16 protein-coding genes and 1 tRNA gene are annotated in these 18,673 nt (G+C 60.0%); 13 read left to right on the plus strand and 4 right to left on the minus strand.

What is annotated here, in order from left to right:
* The first annotated feature begins 7 nt into the window (after window positions 1-7).
* The 4 genes from V5N13_RS02720 to V5N13_RS02735 all read left to right on the plus strand — a co-directional run bounded on the left by V5N13_RS02720 (window position 8) and on the right by V5N13_RS02735 (window position 6,401).
* Complete coding sequence (locus V5N13_RS02720) at window positions 8-2,293, plus strand: PrkA family serine protein kinase (RefSeq protein ID WP_336359522.1); 2,286 nt, start codon at window positions 8-10, stop codon at window positions 2,291-2,293.
* Complete coding sequence (locus tag V5N13_RS02725) at window positions 2,284-3,597, plus strand: YeaH/YhbH family protein (protein ID WP_336359523.1); 1,314 nt, start codon at window positions 2,284-2,286, stop codon at window positions 3,595-3,597. Before V5N13_RS02720 ends, V5N13_RS02725 begins: the two co-directional genes overlap by 10 nt.
* Window positions 3,594-5,585 carry a SpoVR family protein gene (locus V5N13_RS02730; protein ID WP_336359524.1) on the plus strand — a complete coding sequence of 664 codons (1,992 nt, stop codon included), beginning with the start codon at window positions 3,594-3,596 and terminating at the stop codon, window positions 5,583-5,585. The genes V5N13_RS02725 and V5N13_RS02730 overlap by 4 nt, the downstream gene beginning before the upstream one ends.
* A 162-nt stretch (window positions 5,586-5,747) precedes the next feature.
* Window positions 5,748-6,401 carry a helix-turn-helix domain-containing protein gene (locus V5N13_RS02735; RefSeq protein ID WP_336359525.1) on the plus strand — a complete coding sequence of 218 codons (654 nt, stop codon included), beginning with the start codon at window positions 5,748-5,750 and terminating at the stop codon, window positions 6,399-6,401.
* On the opposite strand, the gene V5N13_RS02740 is transcribed toward V5N13_RS02735, so the two are convergent.
* Entirely contained in the window at window positions 6,402-8,381 is a 1,980-nt protein-coding gene (locus V5N13_RS02740) for an AMP-dependent synthetase/ligase (protein ID WP_336359526.1), read from the minus strand.
* Window positions 8,382-8,678: 297 nt separating this feature from the next.
* Here V5N13_RS02740 and V5N13_RS02745 point away from each other — a divergent pair, with 297 nt between their 5' ends.
* Entirely contained in the window at window positions 8,679-8,825 is a 147-nt protein-coding gene (locus V5N13_RS02745) for a hypothetical protein (RefSeq protein WP_332899301.1), read from the plus strand.
* 204 nt (window positions 8,826-9,029) lie between these two features.
* Here V5N13_RS02745 and V5N13_RS02750 read toward each other — a convergent pair.
* Window positions 9,030-9,104, minus strand: a tRNA-Glu gene (locus V5N13_RS02750).
* A gap of 181 nt (window positions 9,105-9,285) precedes the next feature.
* Complete coding sequence (locus V5N13_RS02755) at window positions 9,286-11,253, minus strand: 3-hydroxyacyl-CoA dehydrogenase/enoyl-CoA hydratase family protein (protein WP_336359527.1); 1,968 nt, start codon at window positions 11,251-11,253, stop codon at window positions 9,286-9,288.
* Between the two features lie 156 nt (window positions 11,254-11,409).
* Between V5N13_RS02755 and V5N13_RS02760 the strand changes: the two genes are divergently transcribed.
* The 4 genes from V5N13_RS02760 (at window position 11,410) to V5N13_RS02775 (ending at window position 14,473) form a co-directional block, all read left to right on the plus strand.
* Entirely contained in the window at window positions 11,410-12,564 is a 1,155-nt protein-coding gene (locus V5N13_RS02760; protein WP_336359528.1) for an acyl-CoA dehydrogenase family protein, read from the plus strand.
* 270 nt (window positions 12,565-12,834) lie between these two features.
* Window positions 12,835-13,344 carry a serine O-acetyltransferase gene (cysE, locus tag V5N13_RS02765; RefSeq protein ID WP_336359529.1) on the plus strand — a complete coding sequence of 170 codons (510 nt, stop codon included), beginning with the start codon at window positions 12,835-12,837 and terminating at the stop codon, window positions 13,342-13,344.
* Window positions 13,345-13,382: 38 nt separating this feature from the next.
* Window positions 13,383-13,949 (plus strand): DNA-3-methyladenine glycosylase family protein, encoded by a 567-nt coding sequence (locus tag V5N13_RS02770; protein WP_336359530.1) that lies wholly within the window; start codon window positions 13,383-13,385, stop codon window positions 13,947-13,949.
* Between the two features lie 77 nt (window positions 13,950-14,026).
* A complete protein-coding gene (locus tag V5N13_RS02775) occupies window positions 14,027-14,473 on the plus strand; it encodes an NUDIX domain-containing protein (protein ID WP_336359531.1) in 447 nt (148 codons plus the stop codon).
* Here the strand turns inward: V5N13_RS02775 and V5N13_RS02780 are convergent, their stop codons facing one another.
* On the minus strand, window positions 14,474-15,823 hold the full coding sequence (locus tag V5N13_RS02780; RefSeq protein ID WP_336359532.1) for a RimK family alpha-L-glutamate ligase: 1,350 nt from the start codon (window positions 15,821-15,823) through the stop codon (window positions 14,474-14,476).
* Window positions 15,824-15,911: 88 nt separating this feature from the next.
* On the opposite strand from V5N13_RS02780, the gene V5N13_RS02785 reads away from it, so the two are divergent.
* From V5N13_RS02785 to V5N13_RS02800, 4 genes are all read left to right on the plus strand, one after another.
* Window positions 15,912-16,955, plus strand: a complete 1,044-nt coding sequence (locus V5N13_RS02785) for a succinylglutamate desuccinylase/aspartoacylase family protein (protein WP_336359533.1) — start codon at window positions 15,912-15,914, stop codon at window positions 16,953-16,955.
* A 79-nt stretch (window positions 16,956-17,034) separates the two neighbouring features.
* Window positions 17,035-17,430 (plus strand): succinate dehydrogenase, cytochrome b556 subunit, encoded by a 396-nt coding sequence (gene sdhC / locus V5N13_RS02790; protein ID WP_336359534.1) that lies wholly within the window; start codon window positions 17,035-17,037, stop codon window positions 17,428-17,430.
* 1 nt (window position 17,431) lies between these two features.
* Window positions 17,432-17,800 carry a succinate dehydrogenase hydrophobic membrane anchor subunit gene (locus V5N13_RS02795; RefSeq protein WP_332899309.1) on the plus strand — a complete coding sequence of 123 codons (369 nt, stop codon included), beginning with the start codon at window positions 17,432-17,434 and terminating at the stop codon, window positions 17,798-17,800.
* A gap of 2 nt (window positions 17,801-17,802) precedes the next feature.
* Window positions 17,803-18,672 (plus strand): succinate dehydrogenase/fumarate reductase iron-sulfur subunit, encoded by an 870-nt coding sequence (locus tag V5N13_RS02800; protein ID WP_332899310.1) that lies wholly within the window; start codon window positions 17,803-17,805, stop codon window positions 18,670-18,672.
* Window position 18,673 lies beyond the last annotated feature (1 nt).

Here is an 18,673-nt window from a genome sequence, read left to right on the forward strand (position 1 = left end):
TGATGCCGTGAGCAATGGAACCGAATACATCGCCGCGGCGAACGAGGCCCTTCGGGAAGCCTACGAACAGCCGATGTCTCTGGCTGAGTACGTAGACGTTATCCTCGAAAATCCGCGGTTGGCGAGCCACGCGACCAAGTATCTCCTCGAAGCAATCGAGAGCGCAGGGACGCGCACGGTGGTCGAAAACGGCGAGGAGAAACAGCGTTACTGTTTCTTCGACGACCCCTCACACGACGGCGAGCACGCGATTCTTGGTAACACGGAATCGCTCAACGCCTTCGTCGACGACCTTCGGTCGATTGCGGCCAGACGGGGCAAAGATGAGAAAATCATCTGGCTCCACGGCCCGACGGCGACTGGTAAGTCAGAACTCAAACGCTGTCTGATAAACGGGTTGCAGGCCTACTCGATGACCGAGGAGGGCCGGCGGTACACCGTCGAGTGGAACATTAGTTCAGCGAACACCTCCGGTGGACTCACTTACGGTGACGAAATCGAACTCGCGGAAGACGACTGGTACGAGAGTCCAGTGCAGGTACACCCGCTCACGGTCTTCCCGCGTGAGGTTCGCGCGGAGTTACTGAAAGAACTCAACGCCCGGCCGGGCGATCACATCGACGTGGTCGTCGAAGGCCGACTCGACCCATTCTGCCGCGAGGCGTACAACTTCCTCGAGGAGAAGTACCGCCGCGAGGGCAAACACGACCTCTTCAGCGCAATCACGGACCCAAAACACCTGCGCGTGAAGAACTACGTCGTGGACATTGGACACGGCGTTGGCGTGCTCCACTCAGAAGACGACGGGACGCCCAAAGAGCGGCTCGTCGGCTCGTGGATGGCTGGGATGCTCCGCGAACTCGACTCGCGCGGGCGCAAGAATCCACAGGCGTTCAGCTACGACGGCGTGCTCTCACAGGGCAACAGCGTCATCACGGTGGTCGAAGACGCCGCTCAGCACGCAGACTTACTTCAGCGGCTGCTCAACGTGCCCGACGAGTCGCAGGTAAAACTCGATAAGGGCATCGGGATGGACATCGACACGCAGTTGGTCATCATCTCGAACCCCGACTTAGAGGCGCGACTCAACCAGCACGCAGAGCGCAACGACCAAGACCCGCTGAAGGCGCTCAAACGCCGCCTCGACAAACACGAGTTTGGCTACCTGACGAACCTGAGTCTGGAAGCCGAACTCGTCCACCGCGAGGTGACGAACGAACGCCAAGTGTGGACCTTCAAAGAGTACGATGAGGTCGGCGCACTCATCCGACAACCGGTGCGCCTCCAGGTGCGTGGCGGTGACCGCGACACGGTCGTCGAAAAAGAGCTCGCACCCCACGCCATCGAGGCGGCGGCGCTCTACAGCGTCGTCACACGCCTCGACAACGAAGACCTGCCTGCGGGCTTGACCCTCGTGGACAAGGCGCTGTTGTTCGACCAGGGCTACCTCCAAGAGGGCGACGAGCGCCGAGACATCGACGACTTCGAATTCGACCCGGACAGCCATGACGGCGAGCGCGGGATTCCTGTCACCTTCACCCGCGACATCATCGCAGACCTGCTCAACCACGAGCAAGACCGCTATCATGCGACGCTCCCGGTCGAACACGTCATCATGCCGCGCGACCTGCTGAACGCGATGGCGAAAGGCCTCGCAGAGGCCCCGGTGTTCTCCGCTGGCGAGCGCGCCGAGTTTGAAAACCGCGTCGTGACCGTGAAAAAGCACATCTTCGACCAGCAAGAACAGGACGTGCTCCAGGCGATAATGCGCGAAAAGCGCGTGGACGAAGCCACCGTCGAGGAGTACATCGAACACGTCTACGCGTGGGCGAACGACGAGCAAATTGTGAACGCTCGCGGCGAGTCGGTCGACCCCGACCCGCTCAAGATGAAGATTTTCGAGACCGAGCACCTCGGACGGTTCGACGGTGAGGACTACCGGTCGAACAACCCAACCGCACCGGTCGAAGACTTCCGCCGCGAGAAAATCATCACGGCGTTAAACCGCCACGCGTGGCAAAATCGCGACGAAGATTTCCACGTCCGGGACGTGAACTTGAAAGAAATCCCTATCATCAAGACCGTGCTCGAAATGCACGACTGGGACGATGTCAAGCGGATTTACCCGGACTTCAACCCTCGGCAGTGGGACGACCCGGCAACGGGGACGGAAACGACGGCGGTGAAAGCCCGCACCATCGCAAACATGGTCGAACTGTTCGACTACTCTGAGGCCTCTGCGGAGCTCACGAGCCGTCATGTCATGAAAGAGGTGGTACACAAATGGGACTGAGAGACGACGTTGAACGCTACCGCGAGGTTGGCGAAGAACGCCGCCAGGACTTAGCCGAGTTCATCCAGTACGGCGACCTCGGCCGTAGCCTGCCCCACGAAGTGAAGATCCCCATCAAAATCGTGGATTTGCCCGGCTTCGAATACGACCGCAGAGACCGCGGTGGCGTCGGACAGGGCCAGGGCGGTACCCCCGACGTGGGAGCGCCCGTTGGCCAGCCACAGCCACAACCCGGCGACGGCGAAGACGGCAAGCCCGGCGGCGAGGGCGGCGACCACGAGTACTACGAGATGGACCCCGAGGAGTTCGCCCAAGAGTTGGACGAAACCCTCGGGCTCGACCTCGAACCGAAGGGCAAGGAAATCGTAGAGGAGATAGAGGGTGATTACACGGACATCACCCGCACCGGCCCCTCCAGCACGCTCGACTTCGAGCGGATGTTCAAAGAGGGTCTGAAACGAAAGCTTGCCTTCGACTTCGACCACGACTACGTCACCGAGGCGCTGAAGGTCGATGGCTGGGGTCCAGAGGAGGTCTTCGAGTGGGCGCGCGCCCAGCACATGCCCGTCTCGCGGGCGTGGCTCGACGACCGGTATTCGGACATTCCAGAAGCAGACCGCGCGACGTGGCCGTCGATAGCGGAGATGGAGGAGAACGTCGAACAGACGACCTCCATCGAGCGCATCCGCCGCGACGGCATCCGGCACCTGCCGTTCCGCCGCGAAGACGAGCGCTACCGCTATCCGGAAATCGTCGAAACCCGCGAGAAGAACGTCGTCGTGGTGAACATCCGCGACGTGTCCGGGTCGATGCGCGAGACCAAACGCGAACTCGTCGAACGCGTGTTCACTCCGCTGGATTGGTATCTGCAGGGCAAATACGACAACGCCGAGTTCGTCTACATCGCCCACGACGCAGAGGCGTGGCAGGTCGAACGCCCCGAGTTCTTCGGGATTCGTTCCGGCGGCGGGACGAAGATTTCCTCGGCCTACCAACTCGCCAAAGTCATCCTCGATGAGGAGTACCCATGGGCCGAGTGGAACCGGTATGTGTTCGCGGCGGGCGACAGCGAGAACTCCTCGAACGACACCGAAGAGCGCGTCATCCCGTTGATGGAGGAAATCGACGCGAACCTCCACGCATACGTGGAGACCCAGCCGTCAGGAAACGCCATCAATGCGACCCACGCCGAGGAAGTCGAGCGCCACTTCAAAGAGAGCGATAACGTGGCGGTGGCCTACGTCACCAGCCCCGAAGACGTGTTAGACGCAATTTACACCATCTTGAGCACGGAGGAAGCATGACCGGAGACGACTACGAAAATCGAAAAGTTGCCGCACAGCTAGAAGAGCCGGTGCGCGAAGCGAACGCGCTCGCGCGGAAACTCGGCCTCGAACCCTACCCGGTCAACTACTGGATTATCGACTACGACGAGATGAACGCGCTCATCGCCTACGATGGGTTCCAGACGCGCTACCCCCACTGGCGCTGGGGGATGAAGTACGAACAGCAACAGAAACAGACGCAGTTCCTCGGCGGCAAAGCCTTCGAGATTGTCAACAACGACAACCCCTCGAACGCGTTCTTGCAGGTGTCGAACTCGATGGCAGACCAGAAGGCCGTCATCACGCACGTCGAAGCCCACGCCGACTTCTTCCGCAACAACCGCTGGTTCCGCCTCTTTGCGGAGACACAACCGAACGCAGCGGCGATGCTCGCCCGCCACGCAGAAACCATCGGTGAGTACATGGCAGACCCAGAAATCGACCGCTCTGAGGTCGAAGCGTGGATCGACTCGATTCTCTGTCTTGAGGACAACATCGACCAACATCGGCCGTTCCGGTCTGCCTCCTATCGCGCCTCGCGGCTCCCGGACGAAGAGGACATCGACGAGCGCCTAAAGAGCCTCAACATCTCCGAAGAGGTGTTGCGCGAGGTGTTCGACGAGGAGTGGCTCGAAGCCCGCCGGAAGGGTGATGAGACGCCGACGTTCCCGCCGGAACCGGAAAAAGACATCCTCGCGTTCCTCTGGAGCTACGGCAAGCAGTTCGACGAAGAGAACGGCAAGGCCCGCGACATGGAAGAGTGGCAACGCGACGTGCTCGAAATCCTCCGGCGCGAATCCTACTACTTCGCCCCCCAGAAGATGACGAAAATCATGAACGAAGGATGGGCCGCCTACTGGGAGTCGATGATGATGGGCGAAGAGCACTTTGCGGGTGCAGACGAGTTCATCAGCTACGCAGACCATCAGGCGAAGGTGCTCGGGTCGCCCGGCCTGAACCCGTACAAACTCGGAAAAGAGCTCTGGGAGTACATAGAGAACACGACCAACCGCGCGATGGTGGCAGAGCGCCTGCTTCGCATCGACGGCGTGACGTGGCGCAACTTCCACGATGTCATCGACTTCGACGCGGTGATGGAGTCGCTGCAACCGGATGCGATGGTCGATTCCATCCGCCCGGAGACGCTCTCGAATCTCGACCCCGACGACCCGCGTATCGACGCCGAGGCGCTCGCCCTCGCCAAAGACGGCGAGATTGACGTCGAAGCCTACCCGTGGAAGGTGCTCACCTTCGAAGGACTCGCAGAGCGCCACTTCTCGCTGGTCAAACACCAGAATCAGGGGTTCATAAAGCGCATCACCCAAGAGGAACTCGAACGCCTCACGCGCTACATGTTCGACGACAGCCAGTACGCCGACGTTGGCGAGGCGCTCTCAGACCTCGACTTTACGAAAGGCTGGGACCGGATGGCAGAAATTCGCGAGAGCCACAACGACGTGACGTTCTTAGACGAGTTCCTCACTCAGGAGTTCGTGGATGAAAATCACTACTTCACCTACGAGTACGTCCAGACGACCCGCGACTTCCGCGTGACGAGCGTGGACTACCGCGACGTGAAGAAGAAACTCATGTTGCAATTCACCAACTTCGGGCGGCCAACGATACTGGTGCTCGACGGGAACTACAACAACCGCAACGAGCTGTTGCTCGGCCACCGCTACAACGGCGTCATGCTCGACTTAGAGCAGGCGACGCAGGTGTTAGAGCGCGTCTTCGACCTCTGGGGTCGGCCCGTCTCGCTCAAGACGATTATCAAAGAGGTCGATGACCACGCCATCGAGGTGGCGCGCCGCCGCGACCGCGAACCGGAGCCAGAAGAGCGCGGCAAGCTCATCCGCTACGACGGCGAGACGGTAAGTGTCGAAGACCTGCCGTGGGAAGAGGTCGAACCCATCGCCGCAGACGACGTGGACTACGACACGAAGCCAAAAGAGTGGCTGGCCTGACCACTCGATACACCCTTTTTCCGTGGTTGGCCGTTCCACAACGAATAATTAGGAAGGTTGTGAAGCAGGTACTGAACTGTCTCGTGTCCCCGACCCACGAGCGCACCCCCACCACCCAGTAGTGATAGTGATGACCCACCCCTGTCCAACCCGAGTCCCACAATGAGGTATTTCGATTTCACGCTGACCCCCGAAGACGGAGCCATCCATCCAGTCGATAAGGCAATCGCCCAACTGCCCGAGGTCACCCGTGATGCGCTGATGCACGTCGATTCGCTTGGCGATGGCACCGGCGTCCTTCTGTACCGTCTCACTGGCGACCCGGCACCTCTCATCGACCAACTCGCCGACGAAGCGGCGGTTTTGAACTACGAGCTGCTCGACACGAACGAGGACGAGTTCCACATCTACTTCCACGTCGTCCCCGGCGAGCCCGCAGGGACGTTGATGAAACTCGCCCAGAAGTACGCCCTCATCATCGACACGCCACTCGAATTCACCGGCAATGGCGGGCTGCGAACGACGGTGGTCGGCATCCACGACATGCTCAGACAGGCGCTCGAAGAGATACCTGACTCTATTCGGATTTCGGTCGAACAGGTCGGGCGCTACAGTCCGGACGGTCAGAACATCCTGTCTGCGCTCACCGACCGACAACTCGAAGTGTTCCAAACAGCGGTCGAGAAGGGCTACTACGAAATCCCACGACGCGCGACGCACAAAGACATCGCAGACGAGTTGGACTGTGCGCCGAGTACGGTCGATGAACACCTGAGAAAAGCCGAGTCGCGCGTGCTCACGTCGTTGGTTCAGTGATTACGGGGACTTCGATTGCTTCATCTGCTCTTTGCCGTAGATACTGACGAGTTCATCCTCGTAGCGGTCGAGGATGTTGCGACGTTTCATCTTCATCGACGGGGTGAGCAGGTCATTTTCTGCCGTCCACTCGACAGGGACGAGCTCGAACTGCTTGATTTGCTCAGACTTGCTGAACTGCGCGTTTTTCTCGTCGATGTCTGCTTGCACCCACTCTTTGACGCGCGGATGGTCACACAGTTCGGCTTTCGACTCGGGCAGGTCGATACCTTCGCGGGTTGCCCACGCGCGGAGGCTCTCGAAGTTCGGGACGACGAGCGCGGCGACGAACTTCTGGTCGTCGCCAAGGACCATGATTTGCTCGATGCGCGGACTCGTCGCAAACGCATCTTCGATTGGGCCGGGGGCGATGTTTTTCCCCGTCGAGAGCACGAACAGTTGTTTCAGTCGGTCGTGGTAGATGAGGTAGTCGTCCGGCCCTCGTTCGACTAGGTCTCCCGTACGGAACCAGCCGTCTTGGGTGAACGCAGCGGCGGTGGCTTCCGAGTTCATCCAGTAGCCAGACGAGACGTTCGGCCCCTTCACGAGGAGTTCCCCGATTTCCCCGCCCGCCTGCTCGCGTTGGTCGGCTGCGACGGCGGCCGTGTCGAACTTGATAGAGACCTCCGTGAGTGGGATGCCGAGGGTGCCCGGGCGCGGGTCTTCCGGTGGGTTTACCGTCAACACGGGCGCGGTTTCGGTCAGACCGTAGCCTTCGAGGATGGGGAGTCCCATGCCGTTGAATAGTTCTGCAAGTTCCTTCGAGAGGCTGCCACCGCCGGAGATGAACATCTCGATGTTCCCCCCGAGTTGGTTTTTGACCGTCGAGAAGACGAGGCGGTCTGCGATGGCGTACTTGATGGAGAGCATCGTATCGGGGTTCTCCGTCTGGTAGTGCTCACGGCCAATGTCGATGGCCCAGTTGAAGATACGCTCTTTGAGGTGTGACTCGCTTGCCTGCTCGCGCATCGAGTCGAAGATGCGTTCGTAAACGCGCGGGACGCTCGTCGCCGTTGTGGGGCGGACAATTGCAATGTCTTCGCCCACGGTGTCAGCGCTTTCTGCGTAGGCAACAGTGCCCCCAGAGGCAAACATGACGAAATGACCTGCGGTTCGCTCAAAGACGTGCGCGAGCGGGAGAAATGAGAGGGCGGTCGTATCGGTGTCGATGGTCGGGACGGACGGGTCACGGTCTGGTCGCGGGCCGAACCGTCGGTGGATTTGGTTTACGTTCGCGCGGAAGTTGCCGTGGGTGAGGCGGACGCCCTTTGGCTTGCCAGTGGTGCCGGAGGTGTAGATGAGGCTTGCGAGGTCGTCGAGAGAACGGTTTGCGAGCCACTCCTCGTAGGCGTCTGGGTCGAACGTCGCTTTGCCGCGGTCGTGAACCTCTGCGAGCGTGTAGATGTCCTCGCGGTCGTAGGAGGCATCGAACTCGTCCATCACGACGATGAAGTCGAGTTTGAGGTCGTCTTCCACCTCAAGCACGCGGTCGAGCAGTTCTGTATTTTCGACGACCACGCCGCGAGCGCCGGGGTCTGAGAGCAGATACTCGACTTGTGCGGGGGCAGACTCGGTGTACACCGTCGTCACGACACACCCGGCGGCGAGGAGGGCGAAGTCAGTCTGTGCCCACTCCATGCGTGTGTTTGCGAAGATGCCGACGCGCGTGTCGTTTTCGACGCCGAGGTCGCGAAAGCCCGCGGCGAGGTTGTGGACGACGTCGCGCATCTCGGCGTAGGTGAGCGCGGCGTACTGCCCGTCCGGTGCTGCTGGAAGGATGTCCGGCGTCAGCGAGCGGTTGTAGATGCCGCCTTTGTACAGTTGGGCGTCCTGGGCGGCGTTGCGCTCTGCGCTCACCTCGAACAGCCGCGAGATTGTGTCATCACCGATTACCTCGTCGCTGTACTCCCGCTCTGCCGTGAGCCACTCGGCTGTCGTCATACTCCTGTCATTGAAGTCACGGATTGTAACTGCTTCCCCTTTTATTGACTGCTTTATTTATTCCACTGCACACCGAGATCTGGTCGCACGCCAGTCACGGCAGGCGAATGCATGTCCGCCCGGCCCACAAGCAATTCCCGCGTGCCAACCGGCGGCAACCACCGGCAATCGTTGGTCGATACGGGCGCGAACCCGCCAGAAATAATGTGCATGATATCCGAACTGTCCTGTCCAATTTACTGAATCTACAATTAACAATGATTAAGTTTATCTACTGAGGCGTAGACTTTTCGGTTGATGACTGCACGACAGTACACCGACGGTGAAAACACCGGCGCGCCACTCGTTCCACTCGTTCAACAACCCCGCCGCATCAAGACTGATGGTGGGCAAAAAGACCAGCGCGCGTACTTAGAAGAGATGGTCTGGAGCCACTACATCTGACGGTTCTGCGACAGGGTGGGGAAACTAAATTTTTCTGATAACTGTGTCGTGAGCAAGTGCTCCGCGTTTGCGCGCCATGAGAGTCAGTAACTCACCAGCGTTTGAACACGGTCGCAAACAAGTTGCTCCCTGCTCAAATCCCTTCCTCCGCATTCTGTACTCGCAACTACCTCGCTATCGCTCGGTAGTTTGCTTCGAGAGAAATGCTCCGTCAGGGATTTGAACCCTGGTCATCGGCTCGAAAGGCCGAAATGATTGGCCGGACTACACCAACGGAGCTCACTTCGTTCGCTCCGAGCATCGACGGACTTCGTCCGTCTCAACAACGGAGCACACTTGCTCATTCGGTCAGACAGTGGAGCTCATCCACCTGCTGTCGACCGGTTTCCCCTGCTTCGTCAGGGTACATTACTGCGTTTTGCGGAGAAAAGTTTAAACGTTCCGTTCCGTCTCCGCTATGTTATTTGCCCGCAAACTCTGGGTCGCGCTTTTCCATAAACGCGGAGATACCCTCCATGAGGTCGTCGGTCGCCATCAGGTGACCAAACGCGTTCGATTCGAGGGCGAGACCGGCGTCGATGTTCTCCCAGCCACGGAGCATCGCTTCTTTCGTCATCGACTGTGAGATTGGTGGGCCACCGGCCAGCTTCGCGGCCAGTTCGTGAGCGCGCTCCTCGAACTCGTCGTTCGGGACGACTTCGTTGAGCACGTTGTAATCGTACATCGTCTCCGCGTCGAAGCGCTCTGCGGTGAAGATAATCTCCTTTGCGCGGCTCATCCCGATAAGGCGCTGGAGACGCTGGGTACCGCCCCAGCCCGGCAGGAGGCCGAGACTGTGTTCTGGCAGGCCAAGCTCCGAGCGCTCTGAGGCGATGCGCAGGTCTGCGCACATCGAGAGTTCGAACCCGCCGCCGAGGGCGAAGCCGTCGATGGCCGCGAGCACGGGCATCGAACAGGATTCGAGTTTGCCGAAGGTTTCCTGGCCTTTCTTCGAGAGGTCGATGGCGTCGAGTGGGTCTGCGCTCCCGGCCATCGAGGTGACGTCTGCACCGGCGGAGAAGGCGCGTCCGCCCTTACCAGTGATGAGGATTGCGCGGACCTCGTCGTCGTCTTCAAGCAGGTCGATTGCATTCGAAAGGTCGTCGAGCATCTCCTCGTTGACCGTGTTCATGCGTGCCTCGCGTGAGAGGATGATGTGACCGACCATGTCGCCGGGGTACTCGATTTCGATGGCCGAGAACTCGACTTCGTCGTCGTCGCCACCGGCGTAGAAGCCGCCAGCCTCTGCACTCTCGCGGAGGCCGTCAGAGACTTCGTAGCGTGCGGCGCCCGTTTCTTCGTGAAGGTCATCAAGGGTTTCGACGAGAACGGAGAGGCCGACTTCGTCTGCCATCTTCGCGGGGCCAGTTGGGTAGCCACCGCCGAGCATCACAGCTTCGTCGATGTCCTTTGCTGGCGCAACGTCGTTGCCGACGAGGTTGCCGACTTCGTTCGCCATCACGGCGAGTAGGCGGTGTTCGACGTCTTCGCGGCCTTTGTCGGTCGGAATGGTCGCGCCGTCGCCGTCTTCGTAGTCGTAGAAGCCTTTGCCGACCTTCTTGCCGTAGTGTTCTGCTTCGACCGTCTCCTTGAGCAGTGGGCACGGTGCGTAGGCCTCGCCGAGCACCTCGTGCATGTAGTCTAAGACGTGGTAGGTCACGTCGTTGCCGACCTGGTCACCGAGTTCGAACGCGCCCATCGGCAGACCGAGTTCGAACTTGACGGTCGAATCGACTTCTTCCATCGTCGCCGTCCCGTCTTCGACGACCCAGCACGCCTCGTTCATCAGCGGGACGAGGATGCGGTTGACGATGAAGCCGGGACTGTCCTTGCGCACGCGGACTGGTGTCTTACCGAAAGACTCTGCGAGGTCTTCTGTCAGGGCGAGGGTATCTTCGCTCGTGTACGCGCCCGTGATGACTTCGACGAGCGCCATGCGGACGGGCGGGTTGAAAAAGTGCATCCCACAGAATCGCTCCGGACGGTCGGTGACTTCCGAGAGTTCGGTAATCGAAAGCGAGGAAGTGTTGGTTGCGAAGATGGCGTGGTCGGGAGCGTACTCCTCGACTTCTGCGTACACCTCTTTTTTGATGTCCATCTTCTCGGGGACGACTTCGATGACGAAGTCGGCATTCGAGACGGCTTCTTCGACGTCAACGAGCGGCGTGATGCGGTCTAAGGCGTCGCTTGCTTCCTCATCAGAGAGCTGGTCTTTCTCTGCGAGTTTCTGGAGCGACCACTCGATGTTGTCGTAGCCGTTCTGGACGAACTCCTCTTTGATGTCGCGGAGATTCACGTCGTAGCCAGCGAGTGCGGCCAGTTCTGCGATGCCGTGACCCATGTTCCCAGCACCGAGAACCGCAATCGTGTTGATGTCATCAAGTTCCATGGTGTATCTGGTCATACATCCACGGCACAGAGGTTTCAACGTTTTCCTTGTGCGATTTTGAAACGCGCGTTGAGTTTATCTGCAGGCCTGAAAAACGCTAATTCCGTTTGAAATCGGTTACAAGGAATTAAGTATGCTATGGCCATTCACACCCCCATGGAGTTTGGCTTTACCGACGAGCAAAAACAGATTCGAGAAGAGATTCGGCGCTTTGCCGAAAACGAGGTGAAACCTGTCGCGACGGAGTACGACGTCGAAGAAAAATATCCCCACAAAATCATCGAGAAGGCAGGCGACATGGGCCTTCTCGGCGCGAACATCCCAATCGAGTACGGCGGCGCTGGCTACTCGACGCTCGAACTCGCCATCATCATTGAAGAACTGTTCGCCGCAGACCCCGGCATCGGCCTCTGTCTCACCTCCACCGGCTTCGGCGGCGAGGCCATCATGGAGTTCGGTACGGACGAACAGAAAGAGGAGTACCTTCCCGGCATCGCAAGCGGCGACGCCATCATGGGCGCGGCCATCTCCGAACCCGACACCGGCTCTGACGTGTCTTCTGTCTCCACGAAAGCCGAGAAAGACAGCGACGAGTGGGTGATTAACGGCAACAAGATGTGGATTACGAACGGGTCTGTTGGGGATTTCTTCGTCGTCCTCTGTAAGACCGACCCAGAAGCTGAAGGCCGCTACAACGGCTTCTCCCAGATTATCGTCGAATCCGACCGCGACGGCTTCGAGGCAGACAAGATTACGGGGAAACTCGGCATCCGCGCGAGCGACACCGCAGAACTCATCTTCGACAACGTCCGCGTGCCAGAGGAGAACCTCGTTGGCACCCGCGGGATGGGCTTCCTCCAGCAAATGCAGTTCTTCGACGAGACCCGCACCGGCGTGGCCGCACAGGGCGTCGGCATCGCCAGAGGGGCCTCAGAGCGCGCGCTCGAATACGCCAAAGAACGCGAGCAGTTCGGTCGCCCAATCGGGGACTTCCAAGCCATCCAGCACAAGCTCTCTGATATGTACACCCGCACCGAAGCCGCCCGCAACCTCACCTACAAGTCCGCGTGGTCGGTCGACAACGAAGACGGCCTGCTCACAAAACTCGCCTCGATGGCCAAGGAGTACTCCTCGCGCGTGGCCGTCGACGTCGCAAACGAAGCCGTCCAGATTCACGGCGGCGCAGGCTACGTCAACGACTTCGACGTTGAACGCTTCTACCGCGACGCGAAAATCACCCAGATTTACGAGGGCACCACGGAAATCCAGAAGAACATCATCGCTCGCGAACTGTTGGGTAAAGGGTTCTAAAGCCACCTTTTTGGGTGCGAGCGCGTCCGCGCTCGCTTTTCTGCATAGTCACTCCTTCCGCAATCGTCCCGCACCGCAATTCTTCGGCCCATCCGAACTGCAAACCCTCTTTAAACTCCCCGTGTTACACGCTGGTAGCTATGGTCGTCACCACTCGTGACCTGCGACCGGTGTTGCCTGCTCACCAGCAGTCGCTCTCTGCTGGCTGTTGTTGCTGAACGACTCATTTCTACGCGCGTCGCAGCCGACCACACTCTCCAAACCCAATCAATGTTCAGCAGACTCTACGAAGACATCCACACCGCAATCGAAAACGACCCGGCCGCAAAGAGCACTGCGGAGGCGCTCACCTACCCCGGCGTCCACGCACTGTTGTTTCACCGACTCGCACACGCACTGCACACCCGCGGGTTTCGCGTGACCGCACGAATCATCTCGCAGTTCGCCCGCTTTCTCACTGGCATCGAAATCCACCCCGGCGCGACCATCGGGCGGCGACTGTTCATCGACCACGGCATGGGCGTCGTCATCGGTGAAACCGCCATCATCGGTGACGACGTGGTCATGTTCCACGGCGTGACGCTCGGAGGCACCTCCTCCAATCCGAAAAAACGCCACCCGACCATCGGGAACGACGTGCTACTCGGCGCGAACGCGACGCTGCTTGGCCCTATCGAAGTCGGTGACGGCGCCCAGGTCGGCGCGGGGGGCGTCGTCCTCTCTGACGTTGCACCCGGAACAACCGTCGTGGGCGTCCCCGCAGCACCGGTGGAGGAATAGCGGAAACCGCTTTTTGTATTCGACTCCTTCCCTGCACTGTGACCGACGCATACGCGCATCTGCGAACTGACCCGACGCTCGCCGCGCTGATTGACGAACACGGCGAGATTCCCGTAGAGCGGGCGGACGACCCCTTTGCCCGACTCGTTACGGCGATTATCAACCAACAGCTCTCGGTGCAGTCTGCTGCCGCCATCCGCGAGCGGCTGTTCGACCGCTACGAGATCACCCCAGACGGCATCCGCGCGGCCGACGAGGAGGGACTCCGTGAGTGTGGCCTGTCGAGTCAGAAAATCCGCTACGTCCGCAACATCGCCGCCCACTTCGAAGACGGCGTCTCCCACGACTACTTCGCGCCAATGAGCGACGAAGAAGTCATCGACGACCTGACCGAAATCACCGGCGTCGGCGTCTGGACGGCGAAGATGTTCCTCATGTCCGTCCTCGCCCGCGAAGACGTGTTCCCGGTCGAAGATTTGGGGATCAGAAACGGGATGACCAAACTCTACGACCTGGAGGACGAACAGGCGATGGTCGAAAAGGCAGACGACTGGCGACCGTATCGCAGCTACGCGAGTCGCTACGTCTGGCGAGCCATCGACTGACGACGCCTGCGTATTTAGTGCCCGCTTCGTGCACGCCATGAGGAACGGTTTTACGCGGGCCTTCCTTGAGGGCGTACATGTCCATCAGAACCGCCGCCCGCGCCGTCATTGTCGAGGATGGGCGGCTGCTCGTCACCGAAAATGAAAGCGACACCGACCGCTGGTATCTGACGCCCGGTGGCGGCCAGCACGCAGGTGAGACGCTCCACGAAACGCTCCGCCGTGAAGTGCGCGAAGAAGTCGGCATCGAGGTGTCGGTCGGGCCGTTGCTCGCCGTCCAAGAGTTCATTCCCGAAAACCACGGCCAACCGGACGGTCAACAGCAGACGAACTTTCTGTTCCGATGTGAGCGTACCGGCGGCACGGTCGAGTCTGCAAACGACGACGACCCGCATCAGATTGGCTGTACGTGGCTCCGCATCACCGACCTCGAAATGGAGGCGTTCTTCCCGAAGGGACTCACGCCACTGTTGAAAGCAGAAGAAATGGAGAAAATGCCCGTGTATCTGGGCGAAACGCGGTAGTTACTCTTCTATATCCTGTTCTTCTTCCTCGTCTTCGGAGAAGTCCTCCTCTGCGAGGCGGCGCACGTCGACGTGGTAGTGTTTGAGGATGTCTCGACCGAGAAGCAGCGGGTAGTCCATGTGGCTGCGGTCTTCGATGCTCGCGGTGACGGTGTGTTGGGTGCCACCAATCCCGACGACGAGGTCCACCACTGGGCGAGAGCGCCCGGATTTCAGGCTACCGGATTTGACGCGGACGATGTTCTTGATTGGGCCAGTCCCGATTTCGGCGGCGAGTTGGGCGTCAATCGAGGTGCGCTTTGCGCCCGTGTCGGATTTGGCGAGGATGGTTTGGCTGCCACGCGTCCCCGAAACGAGCACTTCCTCGGTGTAGCCAACGACGAGCGGCTCGGAGGGGGCTTTCTGGGCACGGCGTGGTTTGCAGGCTGGCACGGAGTCGTCGAGCGTCGCGGAGAGTTCGCGGACGCGTTCGCGGTCGACGTCGCCGCCCGCGGCCTCGATGGCGAGCTGTGCGATGTACGGCGCGGCGCTGCGGCCGGTTGCCTCGTAGAGGCCTTTGAACCCGGCGGTTGGGTTGACTTCGAGGACGTACCAGCCGTCTTCGCCTTCGACGATGTCCACACCGGCGTAGTCGAGGCCGATGATCTCCTTAGATTTGAGCGCCATTTCGCGCACCTCGTCGGGGAGGCCCTGACTCGCGTCTTCAACGTCGCCGCCGAGGGCCACGTTCGTCCGCCAGTCGTCCTCTGGCGCGTAGCGGTTCATCGCGCCGATGATCTCGTCACCGACCACGTAGACGCGCAGGTCGCGGTGGCGTTCGCCGTCGCGCTCGATGAGCTTCTGGAGGAACGCTTGGCGGGTGCCGACTTTCGGATTGACGGGGTCGTTCAGGTCGACGCGCCACGTCCCACCGCCGTGGGTGCCAATGGCCGTCTTGTACACGGCTTCCTCACCGAAGCGGTCTCGCCCGGCGTTCAGATTGTCGCTCGACAGCGCGAGGAGGGCGTCAGGAACCGAGACACCGTTCGAGGAGAGCGCGGAGGCGGCGGCGAACTTGTGCATCGCCGTCATCGTCGCCATTGGGGTGTTGAGCATCGGTCGAAGCTTCTCGAAGGTCATGGCGAGGCCGAGGCGCTCTGCCGGTTGTTCGACGTTCGAGAGGAGCAGACGGTTTGCGATGATGTCCACGTCCGGTTCGAACGAAATTTCTCCGTTAATGATGTCAACCTGCGTGTTCTCATCACGCAACCACTCAGTATCGTAGCCAAGGTCGTCAACAGCGTTGAGAATTGCTTTTGTCTCTTTGCTGTTATGCGTACTCAATACGCCTACAGTGATGTCGCCAGTCATTACCCACTCTTCTTCGTCCCCTTCAAAAGTAGTGTCGGTGTTCGTCGCACGGTGAATCCTTTTTATACTCCCCGGCCTGAGTCAAGATATGTCAAACGCGGCACCGCCGTTTACATTCGACGGCGGTCGGGTCGACCCCGGCGAGACGCGAAACTTTCGGTACACTGTGAGCGAGACCTATCTCGGAGACCCGGTACGCATTCCGGTAACAATTGTCAACGGTGAGCATCCCGGCCCGACGGCGTTCGTCGGGGCCGCCGCTCACGGTGATGAGTTAAACGGCATCGAAGTCGTCCGCGAGGTCGCCCACGAGTGGGACCACTCGAATCTCCACGGCACGATCGTCTGTATCCCGGTGATGAACGTCCCCGCGTTCATCGCCCAACAGCGCTATCTCCCCATCTACGACCGTGACCTGAATCGTTCGTTCCCGGGCAACGACTACGGCACGAGCGCGAAGCGGATGGCCAATCGAATCTTCAAGAACTTCATCGAGCCGTGTGACTTCGCGCTCGACTTTCACACCTCGACGCGCGGGCGGACGAACATGCTCCACGTCCGTGGCGACATGAGCAACGACAAGGTAGCTCGCCTGTCGCGGGCGTTCGCGTCGAACGTCATTCTCTCCGGGTCGGCACCAGACGGCTCGCTGCGCGGGGAAGCCACCCGCTACGGCGTGCCGTGTATCACCATCGAAATGGGCGAGGCCCACCGATTCCAGCGCGAGCTCATCGACCGCGCGCTCGAAGGCGTCGAGAGCGTCTTCGCAGAGTACGGCATGCGCCCGACCAAATCCGTTCACTGGCCCGGCTGGCGGACGATTATCGAGGACACGAGCGAGAAGACGTGGCTGCGCGCGGACGCCGGCGGCCTCGTCGATATGCACTACGAGCGCGGCGCGCTCGTGTACGAAGGCGACCGCATCTGTAAGATTACGAATCCGTTCAAAACCGACACCTCGGAGATTGAAGCGCCGTTTACGGGCCTGCTCGTCGGGGTGCTCGAAAATCCGCTCGTGTACCCCGGTAATCCGATTTGCCACCTCGTGAAATTGGACGAAACCACCCAGCGCGCGCTCGAACGCGAGCAGACGGCAGCGATGAAGGCTGTCCACGAGAGCGAGCAGTCCTAACCACCGTTTTCACATCTCGCCCACTCCGCCGGGTTAGTAACTTCTATACACCCGTAGTCCCACGCTCCGAGTAGGTACCATGAGTCAGTCTTACAACCGTGGCCTCATCGAGGACTTCGGCCGCTGGCGGGAGTTCTCCGCCGGGATGTGGGCTTGGATTTTCCACAAGTTCACCGGCTGGGTTCTTATTGGCTATCTCTTCACGCACATTGCCGTGTTGAGCACTGCAACCGCCAGCGACCCCGCTTTGTACACCCAGACACTCCAGGGATTGGAGAGCCTGATGCTCGTCCGATTCCTTGAGGTTGGGTTGCTCGCGGTGGCCGTGTTCCACATCCTCAATGGCCTCAGATTGCTGTTCGTTGACCTCGGCGTCGGTCTCGAAGCCGAGGACAAGAGTTTCTACGCATCGCTCATCCTGACCGGTGCAATCGTCGTCGCAAGCGTGCCGACGTTCATGCACGGGGTGTTCTAAGATGGCAGAACGATACTCCTCGTTCGAGTACGGTGGCACCCGCTGGCTGCTCCAGCGCCTGACGGCCGCCTTCCTCGTCGTCGTGCTTGCCTTCCACTTCATGCTTCTGCACTTTGCGAATCTCCCGTCTGAGATTACGATCGCTCAGACCGCCCAGCGGATGCAGCAACCGGGCTACTTCGTCACGATGGTGCTGTTCCTCGTGACGGCGACGTTCCACGGCGTGAATGGCGTCTACAACGCGCTCGTGAATCAGGGCCTGCAGGGCACCCAGAAGACTGTCGTGAAGTACGTCCTCATCGTCGCCGGACTCGCGCTGACCGCACAGGGCGTCCGCGTGGCAATTGCAATGACCGGGGTGAGTCTCTAACTATGAGCACGCAAATTCCCGAAACTGAATCCGAATCAGAAGAGCTAGCACAGTCCACCGAGCCAGAGCACCAACAGCGGCGAATGGCCGAGAAACGCGAACGACGGGCCGAACGCGAGGCAGAGGCGGAAGCCGACGCCGCCGCGTACGACGAGACCATCCACCTCAAGGTGTTCCGCTACGACCCGGAAGTCGAAGGCAAGAAAGAACCGCGCTTCGACGACTTCCACGTCCCGTTCAAACAGGGTATGACGGTGCTCGACGCGCTCATGCAGGCGCGAGACCTGTTCGACTCCAGTCTCACGTTCCGTCACTCGTGTCGTCAGGCCATCTGTGGCTCCGACGCGATGTTCGTAAACGGGAAACAGCGCCTCTGTTGTAAGACCCAAATTTCGGATCTTTCTGAACCGGTTCGCGTCGAACCGCTCCCCCACCAAGAGGTCGTCAAAGACCTCGTCGTGGACATGGAACACTTCTACGACCAGATGGAGTCGGTCGAACCGTACTTCCAGACCAACGACCTGCCCGCTGGCGAAGAACAGCGCCAAACGCGCGAGAACCGCGAGAAGGTCAAGATGTCCACGCGCTGTATCTGGTGTGGCGCGTGTATGTCCTCGTGTAACATCGCCGCAGGCGACAACGAGTACCTCGGCCCGGCCGCGCTCAACAAGGCCTACCGCTTTGCGATGGACGAGCGCGAGGGCGAGGACATGAAACAGCACCGCCTCCAGATTATCGAACAGGAACACGGCGTCTGGCGCTGTCAGACCCAGTTCTCCTGTACGAACGTCTGTCCGAAAGACATCCCGCTCACCGAGCACATTCAGGAACTCAAGCGAGAAGCGGTCAAGAACAACCTGAAATTCTGGTAAC

Source organism: Haladaptatus sp. ZSTT2, assembly GCF_037081775.1.
In the GTDB taxonomy this organism is placed as follows: domain Archaea; phylum Halobacteriota; class Halobacteria; order Halobacteriales; family Halococcaceae; genus QDMS2.